15 protein-coding genes are annotated in these 18,532 nt (G+C 67.6%); 6 read left to right on the top strand and 9 right to left on the bottom strand.

Annotation, left to right across the window (positions count from 1 at the left end; genetic code table 11):
• Positions 1-21: 21 nt before the first annotated feature.
• From EA796_RS04165 to EA796_RS04150, 4 genes are all read left to right on the top strand, one after another.
• Positions 22-327, top strand: coding sequence for a DUF6482 family protein (locus EA796_RS04165; RefSeq protein WP_122107624.1), 306 nt, complete (start codon positions 22-24; stop codon positions 325-327).
• Between the two features lie 4 nt (positions 328-331).
• Positions 332-1,873, top strand: a complete 1,542-nt coding sequence (locus EA796_RS04160; RefSeq protein WP_122107623.1) for a cryptochrome/photolyase family protein — start codon at positions 332-334, stop codon at positions 1,871-1,873.
• Positions 1,870-2,016: a DUF2256 domain-containing protein gene (locus tag EA796_RS04155; protein WP_021442569.1), complete on the top strand. Its 147-nt coding sequence runs from the start codon at positions 1,870-1,872 to the stop codon at positions 2,014-2,016. Before EA796_RS04160 ends, EA796_RS04155 begins: the two co-directional genes overlap by 4 nt.
• A 62-nt stretch (positions 2,017-2,078) precedes the next feature.
• Positions 2,079-2,708: an FKBP-type peptidyl-prolyl cis-trans isomerase gene (locus EA796_RS04150; protein ID WP_021442570.1), complete on the top strand. Its 630-nt coding sequence runs from the start codon at positions 2,079-2,081 to the stop codon at positions 2,706-2,708.
• Between the two features lie 106 nt (positions 2,709-2,814).
• Here the strand turns inward: EA796_RS04150 and EA796_RS04145 are convergent, their stop codons facing one another.
• The 8 genes from EA796_RS04145 to EA796_RS04110 all read right to left on the bottom strand — a co-directional run bounded on the left by EA796_RS04145 (position 2,815) and on the right by EA796_RS04110 (position 14,721).
• Positions 2,815-3,042, bottom strand: coding sequence for a hypothetical protein (locus EA796_RS04145; RefSeq protein ID WP_122107622.1), 228 nt, complete (start codon positions 3,040-3,042; stop codon positions 2,815-2,817).
• Between the two features lie 136 nt (positions 3,043-3,178).
• The gene (locus EA796_RS04140; RefSeq protein WP_122107621.1) at positions 3,179-6,238 is read right to left on the bottom strand and encodes a multidrug efflux RND transporter permease subunit; all 3,060 of its coding nucleotides are present in this window, start codon (positions 6,236-6,238) and stop codon (positions 3,179-3,181) included.
• A 101-nt stretch (positions 6,239-6,339) separates the two neighbouring features.
• A complete protein-coding gene (locus EA796_RS04135; RefSeq protein WP_021442573.1) occupies positions 6,340-7,473 on the bottom strand; it encodes an efflux RND transporter periplasmic adaptor subunit in 1,134 nt (377 codons plus the stop codon).
• 141 nt (positions 7,474-7,614) lie between these two features.
• Positions 7,615-9,237, bottom strand: a complete 1,623-nt coding sequence (locus EA796_RS04130) for a methyl-accepting chemotaxis protein (RefSeq protein WP_122107620.1) — start codon at positions 9,235-9,237, stop codon at positions 7,615-7,617.
• 325 nt (positions 9,238-9,562) lie between these two features.
• The gene (locus EA796_RS04125) at positions 9,563-10,666 is read right to left on the bottom strand and encodes a DUF1513 domain-containing protein (RefSeq protein ID WP_122107619.1); all 1,104 of its coding nucleotides are present in this window, start codon (positions 10,664-10,666) and stop codon (positions 9,563-9,565) included.
• 2 nt (positions 10,667-10,668) lie between these two features.
• Positions 10,669-11,730, bottom strand: a complete 1,062-nt coding sequence (locus EA796_RS04120) for an imelysin family protein (RefSeq protein ID WP_122107618.1) — start codon at positions 11,728-11,730, stop codon at positions 10,669-10,671.
• 10 nt (positions 11,731-11,740) lie between these two features.
• Positions 11,741-13,153, bottom strand: a complete 1,413-nt coding sequence (locus EA796_RS04115) for a di-heme oxidoredictase family protein (protein WP_122107617.1) — start codon at positions 13,151-13,153, stop codon at positions 11,741-11,743.
• Between the two features lie 230 nt (positions 13,154-13,383).
• The gene (locus EA796_RS04110; RefSeq protein WP_122107616.1) at positions 13,384-14,721 is read right to left on the bottom strand and encodes an imelysin family protein; all 1,338 of its coding nucleotides are present in this window, start codon (positions 14,719-14,721) and stop codon (positions 13,384-13,386) included.
• A gap of 189 nt (positions 14,722-14,910) precedes the next feature.
• Between EA796_RS04110 and EA796_RS04105 the strand changes: the two genes are divergently transcribed.
• Positions 14,911-15,483 (top strand): LemA family protein, encoded by a 573-nt coding sequence (locus EA796_RS04105; RefSeq protein WP_122107615.1) that lies wholly within the window; start codon positions 14,911-14,913, stop codon positions 15,481-15,483.
• A gap of 4 nt (positions 15,484-15,487) precedes the next feature.
• Complete coding sequence (locus tag EA796_RS04100; protein ID WP_021443759.1) at positions 15,488-16,390, top strand: GIDE domain-containing protein; 903 nt, start codon at positions 15,488-15,490, stop codon at positions 16,388-16,390.
• Positions 16,391-16,432: 42 nt separating this feature from the next.
• Here the strand turns inward: EA796_RS04100 and EA796_RS04095 are convergent, their stop codons facing one another.
• A complete protein-coding gene (locus EA796_RS04095; protein WP_122107614.1) occupies positions 16,433-18,499 on the bottom strand; it encodes a bifunctional diguanylate cyclase/phosphodiesterase in 2,067 nt (688 codons plus the stop codon).
• Positions 18,500-18,532: the final 33 nt, after the last annotated feature.

Genomic DNA, 18,532 nt, shown 5'->3' with positions numbered 1-18,532 from the left:
TGCCTGCGTAAGGAGAGCCCCATGAATCTGCAAGACCTGTCCAGCCATGCCCTCGCCGGGCACATCGACGAGCTCAACCTGATCTCCATGGAGGGCGGCATCTACCTGCTCGAAGCGCAGATGGACGGCCGCGCCCACCCGCTCAGCGACAGCCAGGGCGCCACCCTGCACCTGCGCTCGGTGGAACATGCGCGCGACCTGCTGCACGAGTTGCCGAAGGTGCCGTTCAACCTGGTGCACGCGGTGGTGCACGACGAGATGTGCGGCATGCCGGCCGGCAGCCAGGACTGCCTGAAGGTGCCGATTTCCCTGCGTTCCAGCTGGTGATCGGGTGAGGCGGAGCGCGCGCCGTCTGGCCCTGGTGCTCGGCGACCAGCTCAGTTTCGATCTGGCCAGCCTGCAGGGGCTCGACCCGACGCAGGATGTCGTGCTGCTCGCCGAGGTGGCGGAGGAGGCCGGCCATGTACCGCACCATCCGCAGAAGATCGCCCTGATCTTCAGCGCCATGCGCCACTTCGCCGCGGCGCTGCGTGAGCGCGGCCTGCGCGTGCAGTACGTGCGCCTGGACGATGCCGACAACAGCGGCTCGCTGCCCGGCGAACTGCTGCGCTGGGCCGATCATTTCGGCGCCCAGGAAATCCACCTTACCGAATGCGGCGACTGGCGCCTGGAGCAGGCCCTGCGCCACTGCGGCCTGCCGATTCACTGGCATGTCGACCAGCGTTTTCTCTGCAGCCGCGAGGCGTTCGCCGCCTGGGCCGGCGGGCGCAAGCAGCTGCGCATGGAGTACTTCTACCGCGAGATGCGCCGCCGCAGCGGCCTGCTGATGAACGGCGACGGCACGCCGGTGGGCGGCGCCTGGAACTTCGACGCCGACAACCGCAAGGCCCTGCCGCGCGGCGTGCGCCCGCCGCAGCCGCTGCGCAGCGCGCCCGACGCGATCACCGGCGAGGTGCTGGCGCTGGTGGCCGCGCGCTTTTCCCACCATTACGGCAGCCTGGCGGCCTTCGACTACCCGGTGACCCACGCCGAGGCCGAGCGGCTCTGGGCGCATTTCCTCGCCCACGGCCTGGCGGATTTCGGCGACTACCAGGACGCCATGGCCAGCGGCGAGCCCTACCTGTTTCACGCGCGCATCAGCGCCGCGCTGAACATCGGCCTGCTCGACCTGCGCCGCCTGTGCGCCGACGTCGAGGCCGCCTATTGGGCCGGGCGCGTGCCGCTGAATGCGGCGGAGGGCTTTATCCGCCAACTGATCGGCTGGCGCGAGTACGTGCGCGGCATCTATTGGCTGCAGATGCCCGAGTACGCCGAGGGCAACGCCTTCGGCAACACGCGCGCGCTGCCTGCGTTCTACTGGACCGGCAACACTCGCATGAACTGCCTGCACCAGGCCATCGGCCAGACCCTGGAGCACGCCTACGCCCATCATATCCAGCGGCTGATGGTCACCGGCAACTTCGCCCTGCTCGCCGGCATCGCGCCCAAGCAGATCTGCGATTGGTACCTGGCGGTGTACATGGATGCCTTCGACTGGGTCGAGCTGCCCAACACCCTGGGCATGGTGATGCACGCCGACGGCGGCTACCTGGGTTCCAAGCCCTACTGCGCCAGCGGCCAGTACATCAAGCGCATGTCCGACTACTGCAGCGGTTGCGCCTACAAGGTGAGCGAGAGCAGCGGCGAGTCGGCCTGTCCGTTCAACGCGCTGTACTGGCACTTCCTTATGCGCCACCGCGAGCGGCTCGAGCACAACCCGCGCCTGGGCATGGTCTATCGCAACCTGGCGCGCATGGACGAGGCCAGGCAGCAGGCGCTGTGGGACTGGGGCGAACGCCTGCTGGCCCGCCTGGATGCCGGGGAGATGCTGTGAACAAGCGCCAGTTGCCGGTGAAAAGCTGCGCGGTCTGCGGCCTGCCGTTCACCTGGCGCAAGAAATGGGCGCGCTGTTGGGACGAAGTGCGTTACTGCTCCGAGCGCTGCCGACGCCGCCGTTCCGCCAGCATGGGCGCGTGACGACGGGCCGCGCTTCTGTGCTAGTCTGGCCGGCCTTTTTGCAGCCCCAAGCGGAGCCTTTCATGTCCGAATTCACCTTCAGCCCCGATCTGTCCTCCGACGAGGGCCGCGTCAGCTACGGCATCGGCCGTCAACTCGGCGGTCAACTGCGCGACAACCCGCCGCCCGGCGTCGACCTGACGGCCATCCTCGCCGGCCTGACCGACGCGTTCGGCGGCCAGGCCAGCCGCGTCTCCGAGGCCGAGCTGGGTGCCAGCTTCAAGGTCATCCGCGAAATCATGCAGGCCGAAGCCGCCGCCAAGGCCGAAGCCGCTGCCGGCGAAGGCCGCGCCTACCTGGCCGAGAATGCCAAGCGCGAAGGCGTGACCGTGTTGCCGTCGGGCCTGCAGTACGAAGTGCTGGTGGCGGGCGAGGGCGCCAAGCCGTCGGCCGACGACCAGGTCCGTACCCATTACCACGGCACCCTGATCGACGGCACCGTGTTCGACAGCTCCTACGAGCGCGGCCAGCCGGCGGAATTCCCGGTCGGCGGGGTGATCCCGGGTTGGGTCGAGGCGCTGCAACTGATGGGCACCGGCAGCAAGTGGCGCCTGCACGTGCCGAGCGAGCTGGCCTATGGCGCCCAGGGCGTCGGCAGCATCCCGCCGCACAGCGTGCTGGTGTTCGATGTCGAGCTGCTCGATATCCTGTAAGCCTTGGACACAGGCTGTCGCTGCGGGGCGCATGGCGCACCCTACCTGACAGCGAGAAAGTCCAACGAAACGGGGCGCCCTGGAAACAGGGCGCCCCGTTTGCATTTCAGGGCCGCAAGGCCCGCGCGTAGCAGAACAGGAACAAGCTGCGCACCAGCTCCTTGAGCACTATGGGTTCGCTGGAGTTGAGTTCGTGCAGGTCCAGATCGCCCTGGTCACGCAATTCGTCCAGGGCTTCTTCTTCGAGCATGGCGCAGACCTCGCCGGTTTCGCGGTTGAGGATGCGCAGGTAGGGATGCGGGCGGTCCAGCCAGGCATCGATCAGGTAGGTCATGGCAGGTCTCCTTGGCCGTCTTTACGTAAATGAGAATAATTACTATTACATAAATAGCAAGGACTTATTACGCCTTTCTGTCGTACGCCGGCTGTAGGGTGTCGCGGTCCCGCGACACCCTACGGGCAGGCACTGCTCAATGGGCGGGCGAAGCCTGTGCCTGTTCCTGCCGCTCGGCATCCGGCTTGGCCAGCAGGCTGTAGACGCAGGGCAGGACGAACAGGGTGAACAGCGTGCCGACGCTCATGCCGGTGGCGATCACCAGGCCGATGTCGAAGCGGCTCACCGCGCCGGCGCCGCTGGCGAGGATCAGCGGCACCATGCCGAACACCATCGCCGCGGTGGTCATCAGCACCGGGCGCAGGCGAATCGCCGCCGCTTCCTCGATGGCCTCGCGCAGCGGCAGGCCCTTTTCGTGGCGCAGCTGGTTGGCGAATTCGACGATGAGGATACCGTGCTTGCTGATCAGGCCGATCAGCGTCACCAGGCCGACCTGGGTGTAGATGTTCATGGTGGAAAAACCGAGGAAGATCGGCACCAGCGCGCCGCAGATCGACAGCGGCACGGTGACCAGGATCACCAGCGGGTCGCGGAAGCTCTCGAACTGCGCGGCCAGCACCAGGAAGATGATCGCCAGGGCCAGGGCGAAGGTGACGAACAGCGCGCTGCCTTCCTGGATGTACTGCCGCGAGGCGCCGGCATGGTCGAAGCTGTAGCCGCGCGGCGCTTCCTCGCGGGCGATGGCGGTGATGGTGTCGATCGCCTCGCCCTGGCTGACGATCGGCACGCCCTCGATGATCGCCGAGTTGAGCTGCTGGAACTGCTTGAGCTTGGTCGGCCGGGCGCGGTCGCTGAGGCTGATCAGGGTGCCCAGCGGCACCATGACGCCGCTTTCGCTGCGCACGTGGTAGCTGTCCAGCCAGCCCGGATTGTCGCGATAGGCGCGCTCGACCTGGGCGATCACCTTGTAGCTGCGCCCGTCGATGGTGAAGCGGTTGATCTCGCCCTCGCCGAGCAGGCTGGCCAGGGTGACGCCCAGGTCCTCCATGGACACGCCCATCTGCGCGGCCTTGGCGCGGTCGATGTCGACCACGATTTCCGGCTTGTCGAAGGCCAGGTCGATATTGAGGAAGGCGAACTTGCCCGACTCCAGCGCGCGCGCCTTGATGCGCTCGGTCACCTGCAGCAGCGACTCGTAGTCGTTCGGCGTGTTGATCACGAACTGGAACGGCAGGCCCTCGCCGGTGCCCGGCAGCGACGGCAGGTTGAAGCCGAAGATCTGCAGGCCGGGGATGTGGTTGAGCCGCGCCTGCACCTCCGGAAGGATCTCCATCTGGGTGCGCTCGCGCTCGTTCCACGGCGTCAGCAGAAAGCCGCCGATGCCCGACTGCACGCCGTCGAAGCCGTTGATCTGGAACGAGGAGTAGTACTCGGGGAAGGTCTTGAAGATCTCCACGAACTGGTCGGTGTAGGCGTTGACGTAGTCGAGGTTGGTCGGCTGCGGTGCGTTGGCGAAGAGGAACACGATGCCCTGGTCTTCCTCGGGCGCCAGTTCGCTTTGGGTGAAGCTGAGCAGCACCGGGATCAGCGCCATGACGATCAGGGCGAACACCACCACCACCGGGCGGGTGTTGAGGGTGCCGTGCAGCATTTTCTGGTAACGCTGCTTGAGCCGGTCGAAGATCAGGTCCAGGCGATGGGCCAGCCCCGAGGGGTTCTCGTCGTGACGCAGCAGCTTGGCGCACATCATCGGCGACAGAGTCAGGGCGACTATGCCGGAGATGATCACCGCGCCGGCCAGGGTCAGGGCGAACTCCTTGAACAGCGCGCCGGTCAGGCCTTCGAGGAAGCCGATGGGGGCGTACACCGCGGCCAGGGTGATGGTCATCGACACCACGGGCACGGCGATCTCGCGCGCGCCCTCGATGGCGGCGTCGAACGGTGTCTTGCCCTCCTCGATATGGCGGTGGATGTTCTCCACCACGACTATGGCGTCGTCCACCACCAGGCCGATGGCCAGCACCATGGCCAGGAGGGTCAGCAGGTTGATCGAGTAGCCCATCAGCTGCATGAAGAACAGCACGCCGATCATCGACAGCGGGATGGTGATCACCGGGATCAGCACCGAGCGCAGCGCGCCGAGGAACAGGAACACCACGACTATGACGATCAGCACCGCCTCGATCAGGGTCTTGACCACCTCGTCGATGGACGCCTGGATAAACAGGGTGGCGTCGTAGGCGATGGCCACCTTGAGGTTCGGCGGCAACTGCGCCTCCAGTTCGGGGAGGATGCCGCGCACCTCCTTGATCACTTCCAGCGGGTTGGCGCTCGGCGTGCCCTTGATGGCGATGTACACCGAGGGGATGCCGTCGAAGGAGCTGATCGAGTCGTAGTTTTCCGCGCCCATTTCCACCCGGGCGATATCGCGCACCAGCACGCGGGTATCGCCGAGGGTCTTCACCGGAATGGCGCCGAAGGCCTCGGCCGACTTCAGGTCGGTGCTGGCATTGATGCTGGTGACCACGTACTGGCCCTTCACCTCGCCGGCGGCGGAGAGGAAGTTGTACTTGCGCACCGCCTCGTTGAGGTCGCCGGCGGTGACGCCGTAGGCGGCCATCTTCACCGGGTCCAGCCACAGGCGCATGGCGAACACCTGGTTGCCGAGGATCTGCGCCTCGGCCATGCCGGGCAGGGTGGCCAGCTTGGGCTGGATCACCCTGGAGAGGTAGTCGGTGATCTGCGGGTTGGACAGCTCGTCGCTGTAGAAGCTGACGTACATCAGCGCCGAGGCGTCGGCCGCCTCCTTGGACAGCACCGGGTCCTCGGCGTCCTGCGGCAGCTGGTTCTTCACCTCGTTGGCCTTGGCCAGCAGCTCGGTGAACAGGCGGTCGGTGTCGGCGCCGATGCGCGCGTAGATGGAGATGGTCGACAGGTTCTGCTGGCTCGACGAGGTCATGTAGTCGATGCCTTCGGCGCTGGCCAGGCTCTGCTGCAGCGGCTGGGTGATATAGCCCTGGATGGTCTCGGCGTTGGCCCCGGGGTAGGCGGTGGTCACCGTGATCAGGGCGTTCTCCATCTGCGGGTACTGACGGATGCTCAGCTTGCCGAAGGCCTGGAAGCCGAGCAGGACGATCAGCAGGCTGACCACTGTGGCCAGCACCGGACGGCGGATAAAAGGATCGGTAAAAGCCATAAGGATTTCCTTGGCTGTTGTCATCCGTAGGAGCCGGCATGCCGACGAGATCTGGCTTGGGGCAGATCACCAGCGGGCTGGCTCCTACGCGCGTTGACGGGTCAGTTCGCGTCTAGTTGCAGTGCCGGATCTTCGACCAGCTCGACATGGGCGCCGTTGTCCAGCTTGAGCTGGCCGGAGGTGACCACCTGTTCGCCGGCTTGCAGCCCCTTGACTATTACCACGCGGCCGGCACGGCGCTCGCCGGTCTCGACGAAGCGCCGCTCGACCGTCAGCTGCGTCTTGCCCTCGGCATCCTTGACCGGCTGGCCGTCCTCGTCCTGCTTTTCCTGCACCACGTACACCGAGTTGCCATAGAGGGTGTAGGTGATGGCGGTTTCCGGCACCACGATCTTCGCCTCGTCGCCCGCCAGCAGCACCTCGAGGTTGGCGAACATGCCCGGCAGCAGCTTCTCGTCCGGGTTGCTCAGGGTGGCGCGCACCTGCAGGTTGCGGGTTTCGTTCTCCACCTTGGGGTTGAGCGCGGCGATCCGGCCCTCGAAGGTCTCGCCCGGGTAGGCGGCCACGCCGACCAGCACGCGCTGGCCGACCTGCAGCAGCGGCGCGCGCTGTTCGGGCAGGAAGAAGTCGACGTGCAGGCGCGACAGATCCTGCAGGGTGGCGATGGCGGCGCCGGGCGAGAGGTAGTCGCCGGTGTCCACCTGGCGGATGCCGATGGTGCCGGCGAAGGGGGCGAGCACGCGCTTCTTGTCCAGTTGCGCCTTGAGTTGGGCGACCGTCGCCTCGGCCTTGAGCAGCTCGGCGTTGAGGCGGTCGAACTCGCTCTTGGAGATGCTCTGCCGGTTCACCAGGCTGCGGCCGCGCTCGAATTCGACCCGCGCCAGGCTGCGCACCGCCTCGGCGGTGGCCAGGTTGGCGCGTTCCACCTCGCTGTCGAGCTGGATCAGCGGCTGGCCGAGCGTGACCTTCTGCCCGGACTCGAACAGCACTGCGCTGACGATGCCTTCCACCTCGGCGGACAGGTCGACGCCCTGGAACGCCTTGAGCGTGCCGATGGCCGGCAGGCGACCCTGCCAGGGCTGCTGCTCGGCCTGTGCGGCGGAGACGCTGATGGCCGGCTGCGGCGCCGAGAACATCTGGATCTGCTGGTAGATGGAGAGGCCTTTGTAGGCGGCGAAGGCGAGTACCACGACGAGTACCACGCCGAGCATGATGAGCATGCGGCGGAGCAACATATTCCGTTTCCTTGGCGAGCAGGGTAGGGCCTGGGAATAGGCAAGAGAGGCACCTTAGTGCCAGAGCCGGGCTCTGTCAAAACCCCGTGGGGCGGGTGATTGCAGGGTGCTGGCACTTCCCTGTGCCAGCTGCTGAGTGATCTATGAACCGAGGCGGCGGGTCACCTCGCCCAGCTGCCCGGACAGGTTGCGCAGGTTGTGGCTGGCGGCCTGGGTGCGCTCGACGTTCTCCTGGTTGGCGCTGGCGATGGCGGTCAGCTCGGTGAGGTTGCGCGAGATGTCCTCGGCCACCGAGGTCTGCTCCTCGGCGGCGGTGGCGATCTGCCGGTTCATGTCGCGGATCGCCTCCACCGCGCCGGTGATGCGCTGCAGCATGGCGCCGGCCTCGGTGACCTGGGTCACCCCCTGCTCGCTGCGCTGCTGGCCGCTCTCGATGGCGCGCACGGCATTCAGCGCGCCGGTCTGCACGGTATCGATGATCTGGTTGATCTCGGCGGTGGATTCGGCGGTGCGCTGGGCCAGGGTGCGCACCTCGTCGGCGACCACGGCGAAGCCGCGGCCCTGTTCGCCGGCGCGCGCCGCTTCGATGGCGGCGTTGCGCGCCAGCAGGTTGGTCTGCTCGGCGATGCCGCGGATCACCTCCAGCACCTTGCCGATGCGCCCGCTGTCGGCCTCCAGGCGGCGGATCACCTCGGCGGTGTTGGCGATCTCGCCGCGCATGTCGGTGATGGTGGCGATGGTCGACTGCATGACCTTGCCACCCTGGCGCGCCGAGTCGTCGGCATCGTCCGCCGCGTGCGCCGCCTCGGCGGCATGCCGCGCCACCTCCTGGGCGGTGGCGGACATCTGGTGCATGGCGGTGGCGACCTGGTCGGTGCGCTGGAACTGCTCGTTGACCCCCTCGGTCATGCGCGAGGCGATGGCGTTCAGCTCGCCGCTGGCGTTGTCGAGGTTGCCACTGCTCTGGTGCAGGCTCTCGGTGGTGCTGGCGAGAAAGTCGCGCAGGGTGTTGGCGGCTATCGCCAGCATGCCCAGTTCATCGGCGCGCGAGGTCTCCACGCGCTGGCCGAACTGGCCGTGGCTGAGCTGATCGACGTGGGTGATCAGGTGGCGGATGGGGATGATCAGGTGGCGATTGACCAGCCACAGGCTGAACACCCCGATCACCAGGGCGGCGGCCAGCATCAGCAGGGTACCGCTGAGGATGGTGCGCTCGGCGCTGGCGTTGATCTGCTCGGCCTGGCTCAGGCTGTGCTGGCGCAGCTGGTCGACCAGCGCGCTCATCTGCTCGCTGGCGGCGCGGTCGATACCCTTGACCGCGGCATCGCCGGCCTGGGCGTCGGCGCCGGCGGCGACGAAGGCGTCGCGGCCCTTGCGGTAGTTGGCGCCGAGGCTCTGGTGTTCGCTGCGCAGGCGTTCGACCTGGGCCTTCAGCGCCGGATCGGCGGCGGCGACCCGGATCAGCTGGCCGAGGCGCTCCTGCACCTTGCGCTCCTGCGCCTCGAACTGGCTCCAGTAGCGCTCGAGGTTGGCGCTGTCCTGGCCGCGCAGCAGCACGTTCTTCCATTCCTGCACCTGGGTCTTGAACTCGACGTTGGCCGCGTCGATCAGCCGCGAGGCCTCCAGCGGGCCGTCGAGCAGGCCGCGGTAGGACTGGATGCCGCCGGAGAGGAAACTGAAGCAGGCCAGCGCGGTGACCAGGATCAGCGCCAGGCTGCCGCCGAGCAGAGCGAGAATCTGCGCACGCAGGGATTTTTGCAGCATGGGAGTCATGCCTCGGAGGTCGAACGTTGGGAAGCCAGCCGGTAAGCAGCGCGTGGCGGTGGTGTCGATTTCCCTATCGCTCAGCCGCTCCGTCGCCGGGAGCAGGTGCTGAAGTATAGGTTGGCCACGCCGCGGCGGGCTTTTGCAGGTTATGACCAGTTGATGACGTTTGGATGACAGTTGCGCGTCTGTTTGCCGTTGCTCTCGCGGAGGCGGGGGAGGCGTTTCGCCTTGCGAGGCTCGCGGCGCCCCCAACCGCTGGCGCGGATGGCCCGGATGCAATCCGGGACGCGGCAGGCTCGCGTCCCGGGTCGCCCCCAGAGCGTCAGGCCAGGCGCAGGTGGTTGTCCCACAGCCCGGCCGGCAACTCCAGCGCCTTGGCGACTATGCGCTCGCCGCGGCAGTCGTACAGGCGGCAGCGGCCCTGGCCGGAGCTGACCACGAAGCCCTCGGCCAGCGCGCCGACCCCGGCGCAGTCGGCCAGCGGCACGTCCAGGCGCACCGCGGCGCTGTCCAGGTCCCAGATGAAGAAGCGGTTGCCGCGCGGGGCGGTCAGCGCCAGCAGGCGCAGCTCGCTGTGGATCGCCACGCTGGCGGTGTACTGGTTCATCGCCAGGCGCTGCGCCTCGCCCAGGGGGAAGGGCTGGAAGGCCTGGCCGGGACGCTTGATCGCCAGCAGCGGGGCCGCATCCTGGATGTCGCCCATATATTGCTGGCCGCTGACCACCGTGCCGTCGCTGGCCACGGCCAGGTGGCGCACGCTGTTCTGCTGCTCGGCCAGGCGTTCGCGGCTGACCAGGCTGCCGTCGCGGCGCATCAGCACCAGGCTGGCGTCCATGGCGTCGAGGTTCATCTCCACCCGGCTCTCGGCTTCGGTGCGGATGCCGCCATTGGCCACCACCAGGGTTTCGCCGTCGGGCATCCACAGCAGCTGGTGCGGGCCGACGCCGTGGCTGGCATGCTCGCCGGCGCGCACCAGGCGCTCGCCCTGCAGGCGGTAGACGCCGAGCACGCCGCGACCGGGCTCGTTGGTGTCGTTCTCGGTGGTGTACAGCCAGTCGCCGCCCTTGTGGAACACCGCGTGGCCGTTGAAGTGGCGGCCGGCCGGCGTGACCAGGCGCTGCAGCAGGCGGCCGTCGCGGGTGTCGATCAGGTAGCTCTCGGTGCTCGGCCGGCGGCCGACGAACAGCGCCAGCGGCAGGCTGGGGTGCGGCACCACGTCGTGGCAGCGCTCGGCTACCTGCGTGGCGAAGGCGCGCGAGCCGTCCAGTCGGAAACCCACGGCGTAGTGGCGGCCGTCGCCGTCGTCGCGGGCGGACAGCAGCAGCGGCTGGCCCTTTGGGCCGAGCAGGGTCCAGCCGGCAAAGGCGCCGGTCGCGGCGCCGACGCCGAGCAGCGCGCCCAGGCCGAGCAAGGTTCTGCGCTGCATCGTCAGTCCCCGTCGTGGGCGTTGAAGCCGATCTGCACGCCGAGGGCCTTGGCCAGCTCGCCTTCCTGCAGGCGGTGCAGGCGATTGAGGCTGTCGTACAACTCGTCGAGGTTGGCGCGCCCGGCGTCTTCGCCGAGCAGTTCGCCCAGCGGCCGCTCCAGCGCGGCCAGGCGCTGGCGGGTGTCCTGGTAGGCGGCGTCGATACGCCCGACCAGCTCGGCCTGATCCTTGCCCAGCAGGGCCTGAATACCGTCCTTGTTGCTGCCGTGCCACAGCTGTTCGGCGCTGGCCAGGGCGGCACCGAGGTTGGCCAGGCTGGCGGCGCTGCGCCAGGCTTCGGCCTGGTAGGGCTGGGGGATGCCCTTGCTCTGCCGGCCCATGGGCGCGCCGAGCTTCTTCTTCAGGCCGTCGAGGGCGCCGACCTGCACGCGCAGCAGTTCGGCGATGGCCTCGTCGGCGTCGGCGTAGCGCTCGTTGGGAAAGCGCTTCAACTGCGCGGCCATGCCCTGTTCGCCCTGCCACTCGCCGAGAATCTCGCCGGCCAGCGCCTGCTGATGCTCGCCGATGGCCGTCAGCAGCGGGCAGTAGCGCGCCTTCTGCTCGGCCTGGGCCAGATCCAGGCTGGGGTCGAACAGCAGGTACTCGTAGGCGCTCAGGCCCTGCACCACCACGCTGGCGCTTTCCACGTCGGCCTGGCTCAGCTGCGGCTTGTTCTTGACCAGGGCTTCGACCTGGCGCTGCACCAGGTTCTTCTTGTCCGGCCAGAACTGGATCTGCCAGGCGCGATTGCCTTCGGCCAGCGGCCCGAGCAGCAGCGGCTGCAGCCCGGCCCAGGCGCTCTGCGCGCCGAGGAAGGCCTGGCGCGCGGCCGGCAGGTCGGCGTCGCCGGCGCAGAAGGCGGCGGCGCTGGCGGCGAGTTGGCGGTCGGCTTCCTGCCAGCTGCTGTAGGCCGGCAGCAGCACGCCGTCGGCCAGCGCCGCGCTGACCTTGGCATTGGGCTCCTGCTGGCCGCAGCCGACCAGGGCCAGGCCGAGCAGAGAGGCGATCAGGCTCTTGTGCAGCATGTCGGGCTCCTTATAGGGAATTGAGAAAGGCCAGCAGCGCGGCGCGCTGCTCGGCGTCGAAGGTGAGGACCTGCTGCTTGGCCGCCTCGGCCTCGCCGCCGTGCCAGAGGATGGCTTCCAGCAGGTTGCGCGCGCGGCCGTCGTGGAGGAACTGGCTGTGACCATTGACCGTCTGCGTCAGGCCGATGCCCCACAGCGGCGCGGTGCGCCACTCGCGGCCAGTGGCGAGAAACTCCTCGCGGCCGTCGGCCAGGCCCTCGCCCATGTCGTGCAGCAGCAGGTCGCTATAGGGACGGATCGACTGGCCTGCCAGTTCCGGCTCGGCGGCATCAGGCGCAGTGGTGAAGCTGGGGGTGTGGCACTTCTGGCAGCCGGCCTGGTGGAACAGATTCTTGCCCTTGAGTACTTCGGGCGAGTCGACGTCACGACGCGCCGGCACGCCGAGGTTGCGGCTGTAGAACAGCACGCTGGCGAGAATATTGTCGCTGACCTCCGGTTCGCCGCCATGGGGCGCGGCCAGGCAATCGGTTTGCGCTGGACTGCAGTTGTCGTGGGGGATCAGCGAGCTGGTCAGGCCCATGTCATTGGCGAAGGCCTCGGCGTTCTGCTGATTGAGGTTCGGTTGGCCGGCCTTCCAGCCGAAGCGGCCGAGCACGCTGCGTTGCTGGACGCGATCCCAGACCCGGTTGGGGCGCCCGGAGATGCCGTCGCCGTTGGCGTCGCCCGGGTCGGCGTTGGCCAGGATATCCGCCTCGGCAATGGCCTCGAGCAGGCCCAGGCCGATCATCGGCGGCGCCACGCGCACCGAGAAACGGGTGTCCGGGTGCATGTCGCCGTAGCCGAGCTGGCTGATCTGCAGCTCGGGCTGGCGCAGCTCCACCAGCGTGCCGTCGGCGAAGCGCACCGGCACGCTGCGGTAGCTCAGGCGCACCTTGCCTTCCGCCGCCACGCCGGGGTTGGCCATGTCCTGCAGCTGGCTGCCATAGGTCGGCTCGGGAATCACCCCCAGGCGTTCGATCAGCGCGGCCTGGGCCGCATCGTGGGGCAGCGACAGACGCACCAGCAGCGAGGCGGCGCTGGTCGCATCGGGCGCCGGCGGGTGGCCGCGGCCGTCCTTGATATGGCAGTTCTGGCAGGCGTTGGTGTTGAACAGCGGGCCGAGGCCGTCGCGTGCGGTGGTGGTGGCCGGGGCGACGACCCAGGGATTGCGGAAGAAGCTGTTGCCCACGGCGAAGTCCAGACGCCGGCTCGGTGCCAGGTTGGCCGCGGGCATGGAGAAGGCGTTGTGATCGTACTGGCGCACGCTGGCGGCGCCGGCCGAGAGCGCTTCGCTGGGTTCGGCGGCGGTAAAGCGCGGTTGCTGATCGCAGGCGGCCAGGGCGAGAGCCAGCAGGGGCAGCAAACGGCGCGGGAACGACAGCATCGAAGAGTCCGGAGCGTGAAACAGGAGGGGGCTAAGCTTAGCAGGCTAACGGAGCTTAAATAAGATGGATTAGCGTTTCATTGGCGGGGCAAAAGGTCGCGCAAAGCTGTCTTGTAGCCTGGATGCAATCCGGGAATCGGGTGCCAGACTGCTCCTACAGGGCGTGTAATCGCCCATAAAAAACCGGCGCTCCCTTGCGAAAGCGCCGGTCCGTGCGGTTACCGGTTCGATCAGAACTGGTGATCGGCGGTATCCGGGTTGAGGTCGCCGATGCCCAGCTTGGCCGCGGCCTGTTCGATGGCGCCGGTCTGCTTGACCAGGGCGGCGATGGCGTCGCGCACCAGTTGCTGGCCTTCGGTGTTGCCTTCGGCGATAAGCTGGTCGAAGTGCTGGTTGTTCTTCTCGGCGCTGTCGACCAGGGCCTGCAGCTTGGCCTCGCTGGCCTCCAGGTCGGCCTTGAGGGTGGCGTCGGCCTGGGCGTCCACCTTGGCCACCAGCTCGGCCAGGCTCGGGCCGCTCAGGGTGCTGCCGTCGACCTTCTTGTACTCGCCGAGGTAGACGTTGCGGATGCCCTTGCCGTTGTAGAAGTGCGAGTTGTGGGTGTTGTCGCTGAAGCAGTCGTGTTCGTCTTCGGTGGAACCCGCTTCCAGGGCGACCTTCATGCGCTCGCCGGCCAGCTCGCCGAGGGACAGGCTGCCCATGCCGAACAGCATCTTGCGCAGGCCGTTCTCGGCCGAGTCGGCCAGCAGCTCGCTGCGGTAGTTGCCTTCGACGCCGTCTTTCCACTGCTCGACCATGCTGTCCAGGTCGCTGACCAGCAGCTCGGTGGCAGCCTTCAGGTAGGCGCGACGGCGCTCGCCGTTGCCGCCGGTGGCGCCTTCGCCGACCAGGTAGTCGGTGTAGGGGCGCTCGCCGGCGCCGGGGTTGGTGCCGTTGAGGTCCTGGCCCCAGAGCAGGAACTCGATGGCGTGGTAGCCGGTGGCGACGTTGGCCTCGGAGCCGCCCAGCTCGTTCAGGCTGGCCAGCAGCTCGGCGTTGATCTCGCTCACGTCGATCTTGTCTTCGCCGATCTGGAGCTCGCTGTTGGCGACGATATTGGCCTGCGCGCCGGGGTTGCCCAGGGCGTGCTGGTAGTCGGCGGCGACGTAGTCGATCAGGCCTTCGTCCAGCGGCCAGGCATTGAGCTGACCTTCCCAGTCGTCGACCACGGCGTTGCCGAAGCGGAACACTTCGGTCTGCATGTAGGGTACGCGCGCGGCCAGCCAGGCCTGCCTGGCGGCGTTCAGCGTGGCTTCGCTGGGGTTGGCCAGCAGGGCGTCGATGGCGCTCTGCAGGGCCTTGCCGGTGCTGGCGGCGTCGCTGAACACGGCCAGGGCCAGATCCGCGTAGTGCTTGACCACGGCCTTGGCTGCCGCCTCGTCGACCTTGGCTGCGGCGACCGGAGCGGCGCTCTCGCTGCTGGCAGCCGGGGCCGCCGCTTGGCTGGCTGGCGCTTGGTCTTCGCCGCAACCGGCGAGGGAAATGGCGATGGCCAGCAGGCTGGCGGAGGCCAGGGGCATACGAATCATGACGGGGTCCTTTGCATGTGCGGAATGTGGATGTTACGCAGGGGTACCTGTAAAACTGCAACATAATGCAAATGTTTCGCATTATGTGTAAAGGCCATTATGCGTCGCTGTGCGGGATATCGCTGCCGCCGGGCGCCGCTGCCGCTAGAATGCCGGCACCGATTCGCAGTTCTGCATGGAGAAAACTGCATGAGCCTGACCGCCGTGATCCTGATCGTCGTCCTCGTCCTGCTCGGCGCCTACGCGGTGTCGCTGTACAACGGCCTGGTGCGCCTCAAGCATGGGGTGAGCAAGGCCTGGTCGAATATCGACGTGCTGCTCAAGCAGCGCCACGACGAGCTGCCCAAGCTGGTGGAGACCTGCAAGCAGTACATGCAGTACGAGGGCGCCACCCTGGAGCGGGTGATCGCCGCGCGCAGCGCCGTGGCCAGCGCCCGCGAGCAGCACGACGTCGGCGCCCTGGGCAAGGCGGAAAGCGGCCTGCGCGCCGGCCTCGGCCAGCTCTTCGCGCTGGCCGAGAACTACCCGGAGCTCAAGGCCAACGACAGCTTCCAGCACCTGCAGCAGCGCATCAGCGGCCTGGAGAACGGCATCGCCGACCGCCGCGAGCTGTACAACGAGGCGGTCAACCTCAACAACGTGCGCATCGAGCAGTTCCCCGACGTGATCCTGGCCCGCCTGTTCGCCTTCCAGGCCGCCGAGCTGCTGGTGTTCAGCGACGCCGAGAAGGCCGACGTCGACCTCAAATCGCTGTTCAGCTGAGGCGATGGAAGGCGACATCGGCGGCCTGCTGGTCGCCCTGGGATTCAGCCTGGGCGCTTGTCTGGGCGGTGGCTGGTGGTGTCTGCGACGCTGGTCGCAGGCGCGCCATCTGTTGGACACGCCGACCTCGAAGATCCGCTCGGCGGCGCAGGGCTATGTCGAACTCTACGGCGTGCTGGAGGAGCTGCCCGAGGCGGCGGTGCGCGGCCCGCTGACCGGTAAACCCTGCCTGTGGTGGCGCTTTCGCATCGAGGAGTACAAATCCAGCGGCAAGAAGCGCAGCTGGCGGGTGATCGAGAGTGGCAGCAGCGATGCCTGGCTGCGCCTGGTCGACGGTACCGGCGAATGCCTGATCGACCCGCGCGGCGCCGAGGTGCGCCCGCTGGTGCGCGAGGTCTGGCAGGGCAACCTGCGTCACCCGCTGGGGCCGGCCAAGACCGGGCTGCTGGGCTTTCTCAGCAGCGGCAAGCGTTACCGCTACTGCGAGGAGCGTTTTCACGTCGGCCAGCCGCTCTATGCCATCGGCGATTTCCGCACCACCGGCGGCGGCCAGCAGGGCCTCGACCTGCACGGCGCGCAGGGCCAGGTGATCCGCGAGTGGAAGGGCGACTATGCCGGGCTGCTGCAGCGTTTCGACAGCGACGGCAACGGCGAGCTGGACGAGCGCGAGTGGGGCCGCGTGCGCTTGGCCGCGCAGCTGGAGGCGGAGCACAGGCACCGGCGCAGCAGCGCCGAGCCGGCGCGGCACAAGATGGCCAAGCCGGGCGAGGCGCGTCCCTTCATTCTTGCCAATGCCGGCGAAGACGAGTTGGCCCGCGGCTTCTACTGGCAGGCCGCGGCCGGCGCGGCGCTGTGTCTGGTCGGCGCTTTAGCCACTGCCTGGCTGCTGGGCGTGCGGCATTTCTGAGGCCTAGGGCGGCGAGCCCGCCATCGAGGTGGGCTTGCCCCTTTAAAGCGTGGCGGGGTTACCGGCGGCGGCGCTGAGGCGGCGGGCCTGCTTGAGGAACAGGGTCAGTTCGCGCGCTGGCAGCGGCTTGCTGTACAGGTAGCCCTGACCCTCGTGGCAGCCCTGGGCGATGATGTAGGCCTCCTGCTCAGCGGTCTCCACGCCCTCGGCGATCACCTGCATGCCCAGGCTCTTGCCGAGCTGGATGATGGCGCGAACGATGGTGGCGTCGTCCTCGTCTTCCAGCAGGTCCTGGACGAAGCTCTTGTCGATCTTGATCTTGTCCAGCGGCAGGCTCTTGAGGTAGCTCAGCGAGGAGTAGCCGGTACCGAAGTCGTCAATGGCGATCAAGGCGCCGGAGCGGCGCAGGCTGAGCAGGTGCTGGGCGGCGGTGCTGATGTCTTCCATCAGGCCGGTCTCGGTGACTTCCAACTCCAGGCTCTTGGCCGGCAGGCGGTAGACCTGCATCAGGTTGTTGACCACTCGCGGCAGCTCGGCGTGGTGCAGTTGCACGGTGGACAGGTTGATGGCCATGCGCAGGTCGCTGAAACCCTGGTCGTGCCACTCGCGCAGCTGGCGACAGGTCTGGTCGAGCACCCATTCGCCGATGGGGATGATGGTGCCGTTCTGTTCGGCCAGCGGGATGAACAGGTCCGGCGCGACGAAGCCGTGTTGCGGGTGCTGCCAGCGCAGCAGCGCCTCGACGCCGACCACGCGGTGGTCGCGGTAGTCCACCTGCGGCTGGTAGACCAGGTGCAGCTGGTTCTGCGCCAGCGCCTCGCGCAGGTCCTTTTCCAGTTCGCGGCGGCGGCGCATCTCGCTGTCGACGCTGGCGATATAGAACTGGTAGCGGTTGCGCGAGCGGCTCTTGGCCAGGGTCATGGTCTGTTCGGCCTTCTGCAGCAGCTTCTCGGTGCTGTCGCCGTCCTCGGGGAACAGGGTGATGCCGATGGTGGCGCGCAGCTGCACTTCCTGCTGGTCGAGGAGGAACGGCTGCTCCAGGTCGTCGAGCACGCTCTGCGCCAGCTCGGCGGCCTCGTAGGGTTGTTCGATATCGGCCTGGACCAGGGCGAACTGGTCGCCGCCGAGGCGGGCCAGCGCGCCGAGGCGGCCGCTGTGGCTGCGCAGGCGATCGGACAGCGCCAGCAGCAGCTGGTCGCCGCTCTGGTAGCTGAACTGCTCGTTGATGCCCTTGAAGTCGTCCAGGCCGACGCACAGCACGGCGACGCGGCGTTGCAGACGGCCGGCGTCCTCGAGGATCTGGTCGAGCTGCTGCTGCAGCTGCTGGCGATTGGGCAGACCGGTGAGGAAGTCGTACTGGGCCATGCGCAGCAGGCTGTTCTCCGCCTCGCGGCGCAGGTGGGTGTTGCGCTCGATGGAGGCCAGCAGCTGGTTGGCGGTGTTGATCCACAGGCCCAGCTCGTTCTTCTCGTTGCCCCTGAGCATGGGCAGCTTGTGTTCGCTGGGGCGGTCGGGGTTGATGTGGGTCAGGTGCTCGATGATCTTCGACAGTGGCTTGGTCAGCAGCCAGTGGTAGACCAGGTACAGCACCAGGCCCATGGCCAGGGCGCGCAGCACGCCGGAGATGAAGATGATCACCGAGTTGGTGACGAAGCTCTGGCCGTAGGGCGCGGTATCCAGGGTGATGTTGAGGTCGCCGTAGTATTCGCTGTAGGGCCCGCGACCGACCAGCTTGGTGGAGAAGTGCTGCTCCTGGCCGAGGATCGGGTCGGTCATCCAGCGCGTCGGCAGCTGGGTCAGCTCGCGGGATTTCTCCGCCAGCATGGGTTCGTTGGGGTGGCCGATGCTGGCGTAGCGCACCGATTCGTGCTGGAACAGACCCTCGATGACCTGCATGCCCATCTCGCGATCCAGGCTGTACACCGCCTGGGTCGAGGGGTCGCGGAACATGCCGAGGATGCGCTGGGCGTCGTTGGCCACTGCCTGGCGGGTCTTGTAAGCGTCGAAGACGATCTGCGCGCAGCTTAAAACCACCCCGACTGCCAGCGCCGAGAGCAGCACCACGCGGAGCAACTTGAGTGACAGGCTGTTCTTCAGTTCCAGCTTCAAAGGCGATTCCTTGTTCTGTGCGCCCAGCGTCAG

This window comes from Pseudomonas sp. AOB-7, from assembly GCF_003696305.1.
Classification (GTDB): Bacteria; Pseudomonadota; Gammaproteobacteria; order Pseudomonadales; family Pseudomonadaceae; genus Aquipseudomonas.
This window is presented reverse-complemented; position numbering and strand designations above follow the sequence as displayed.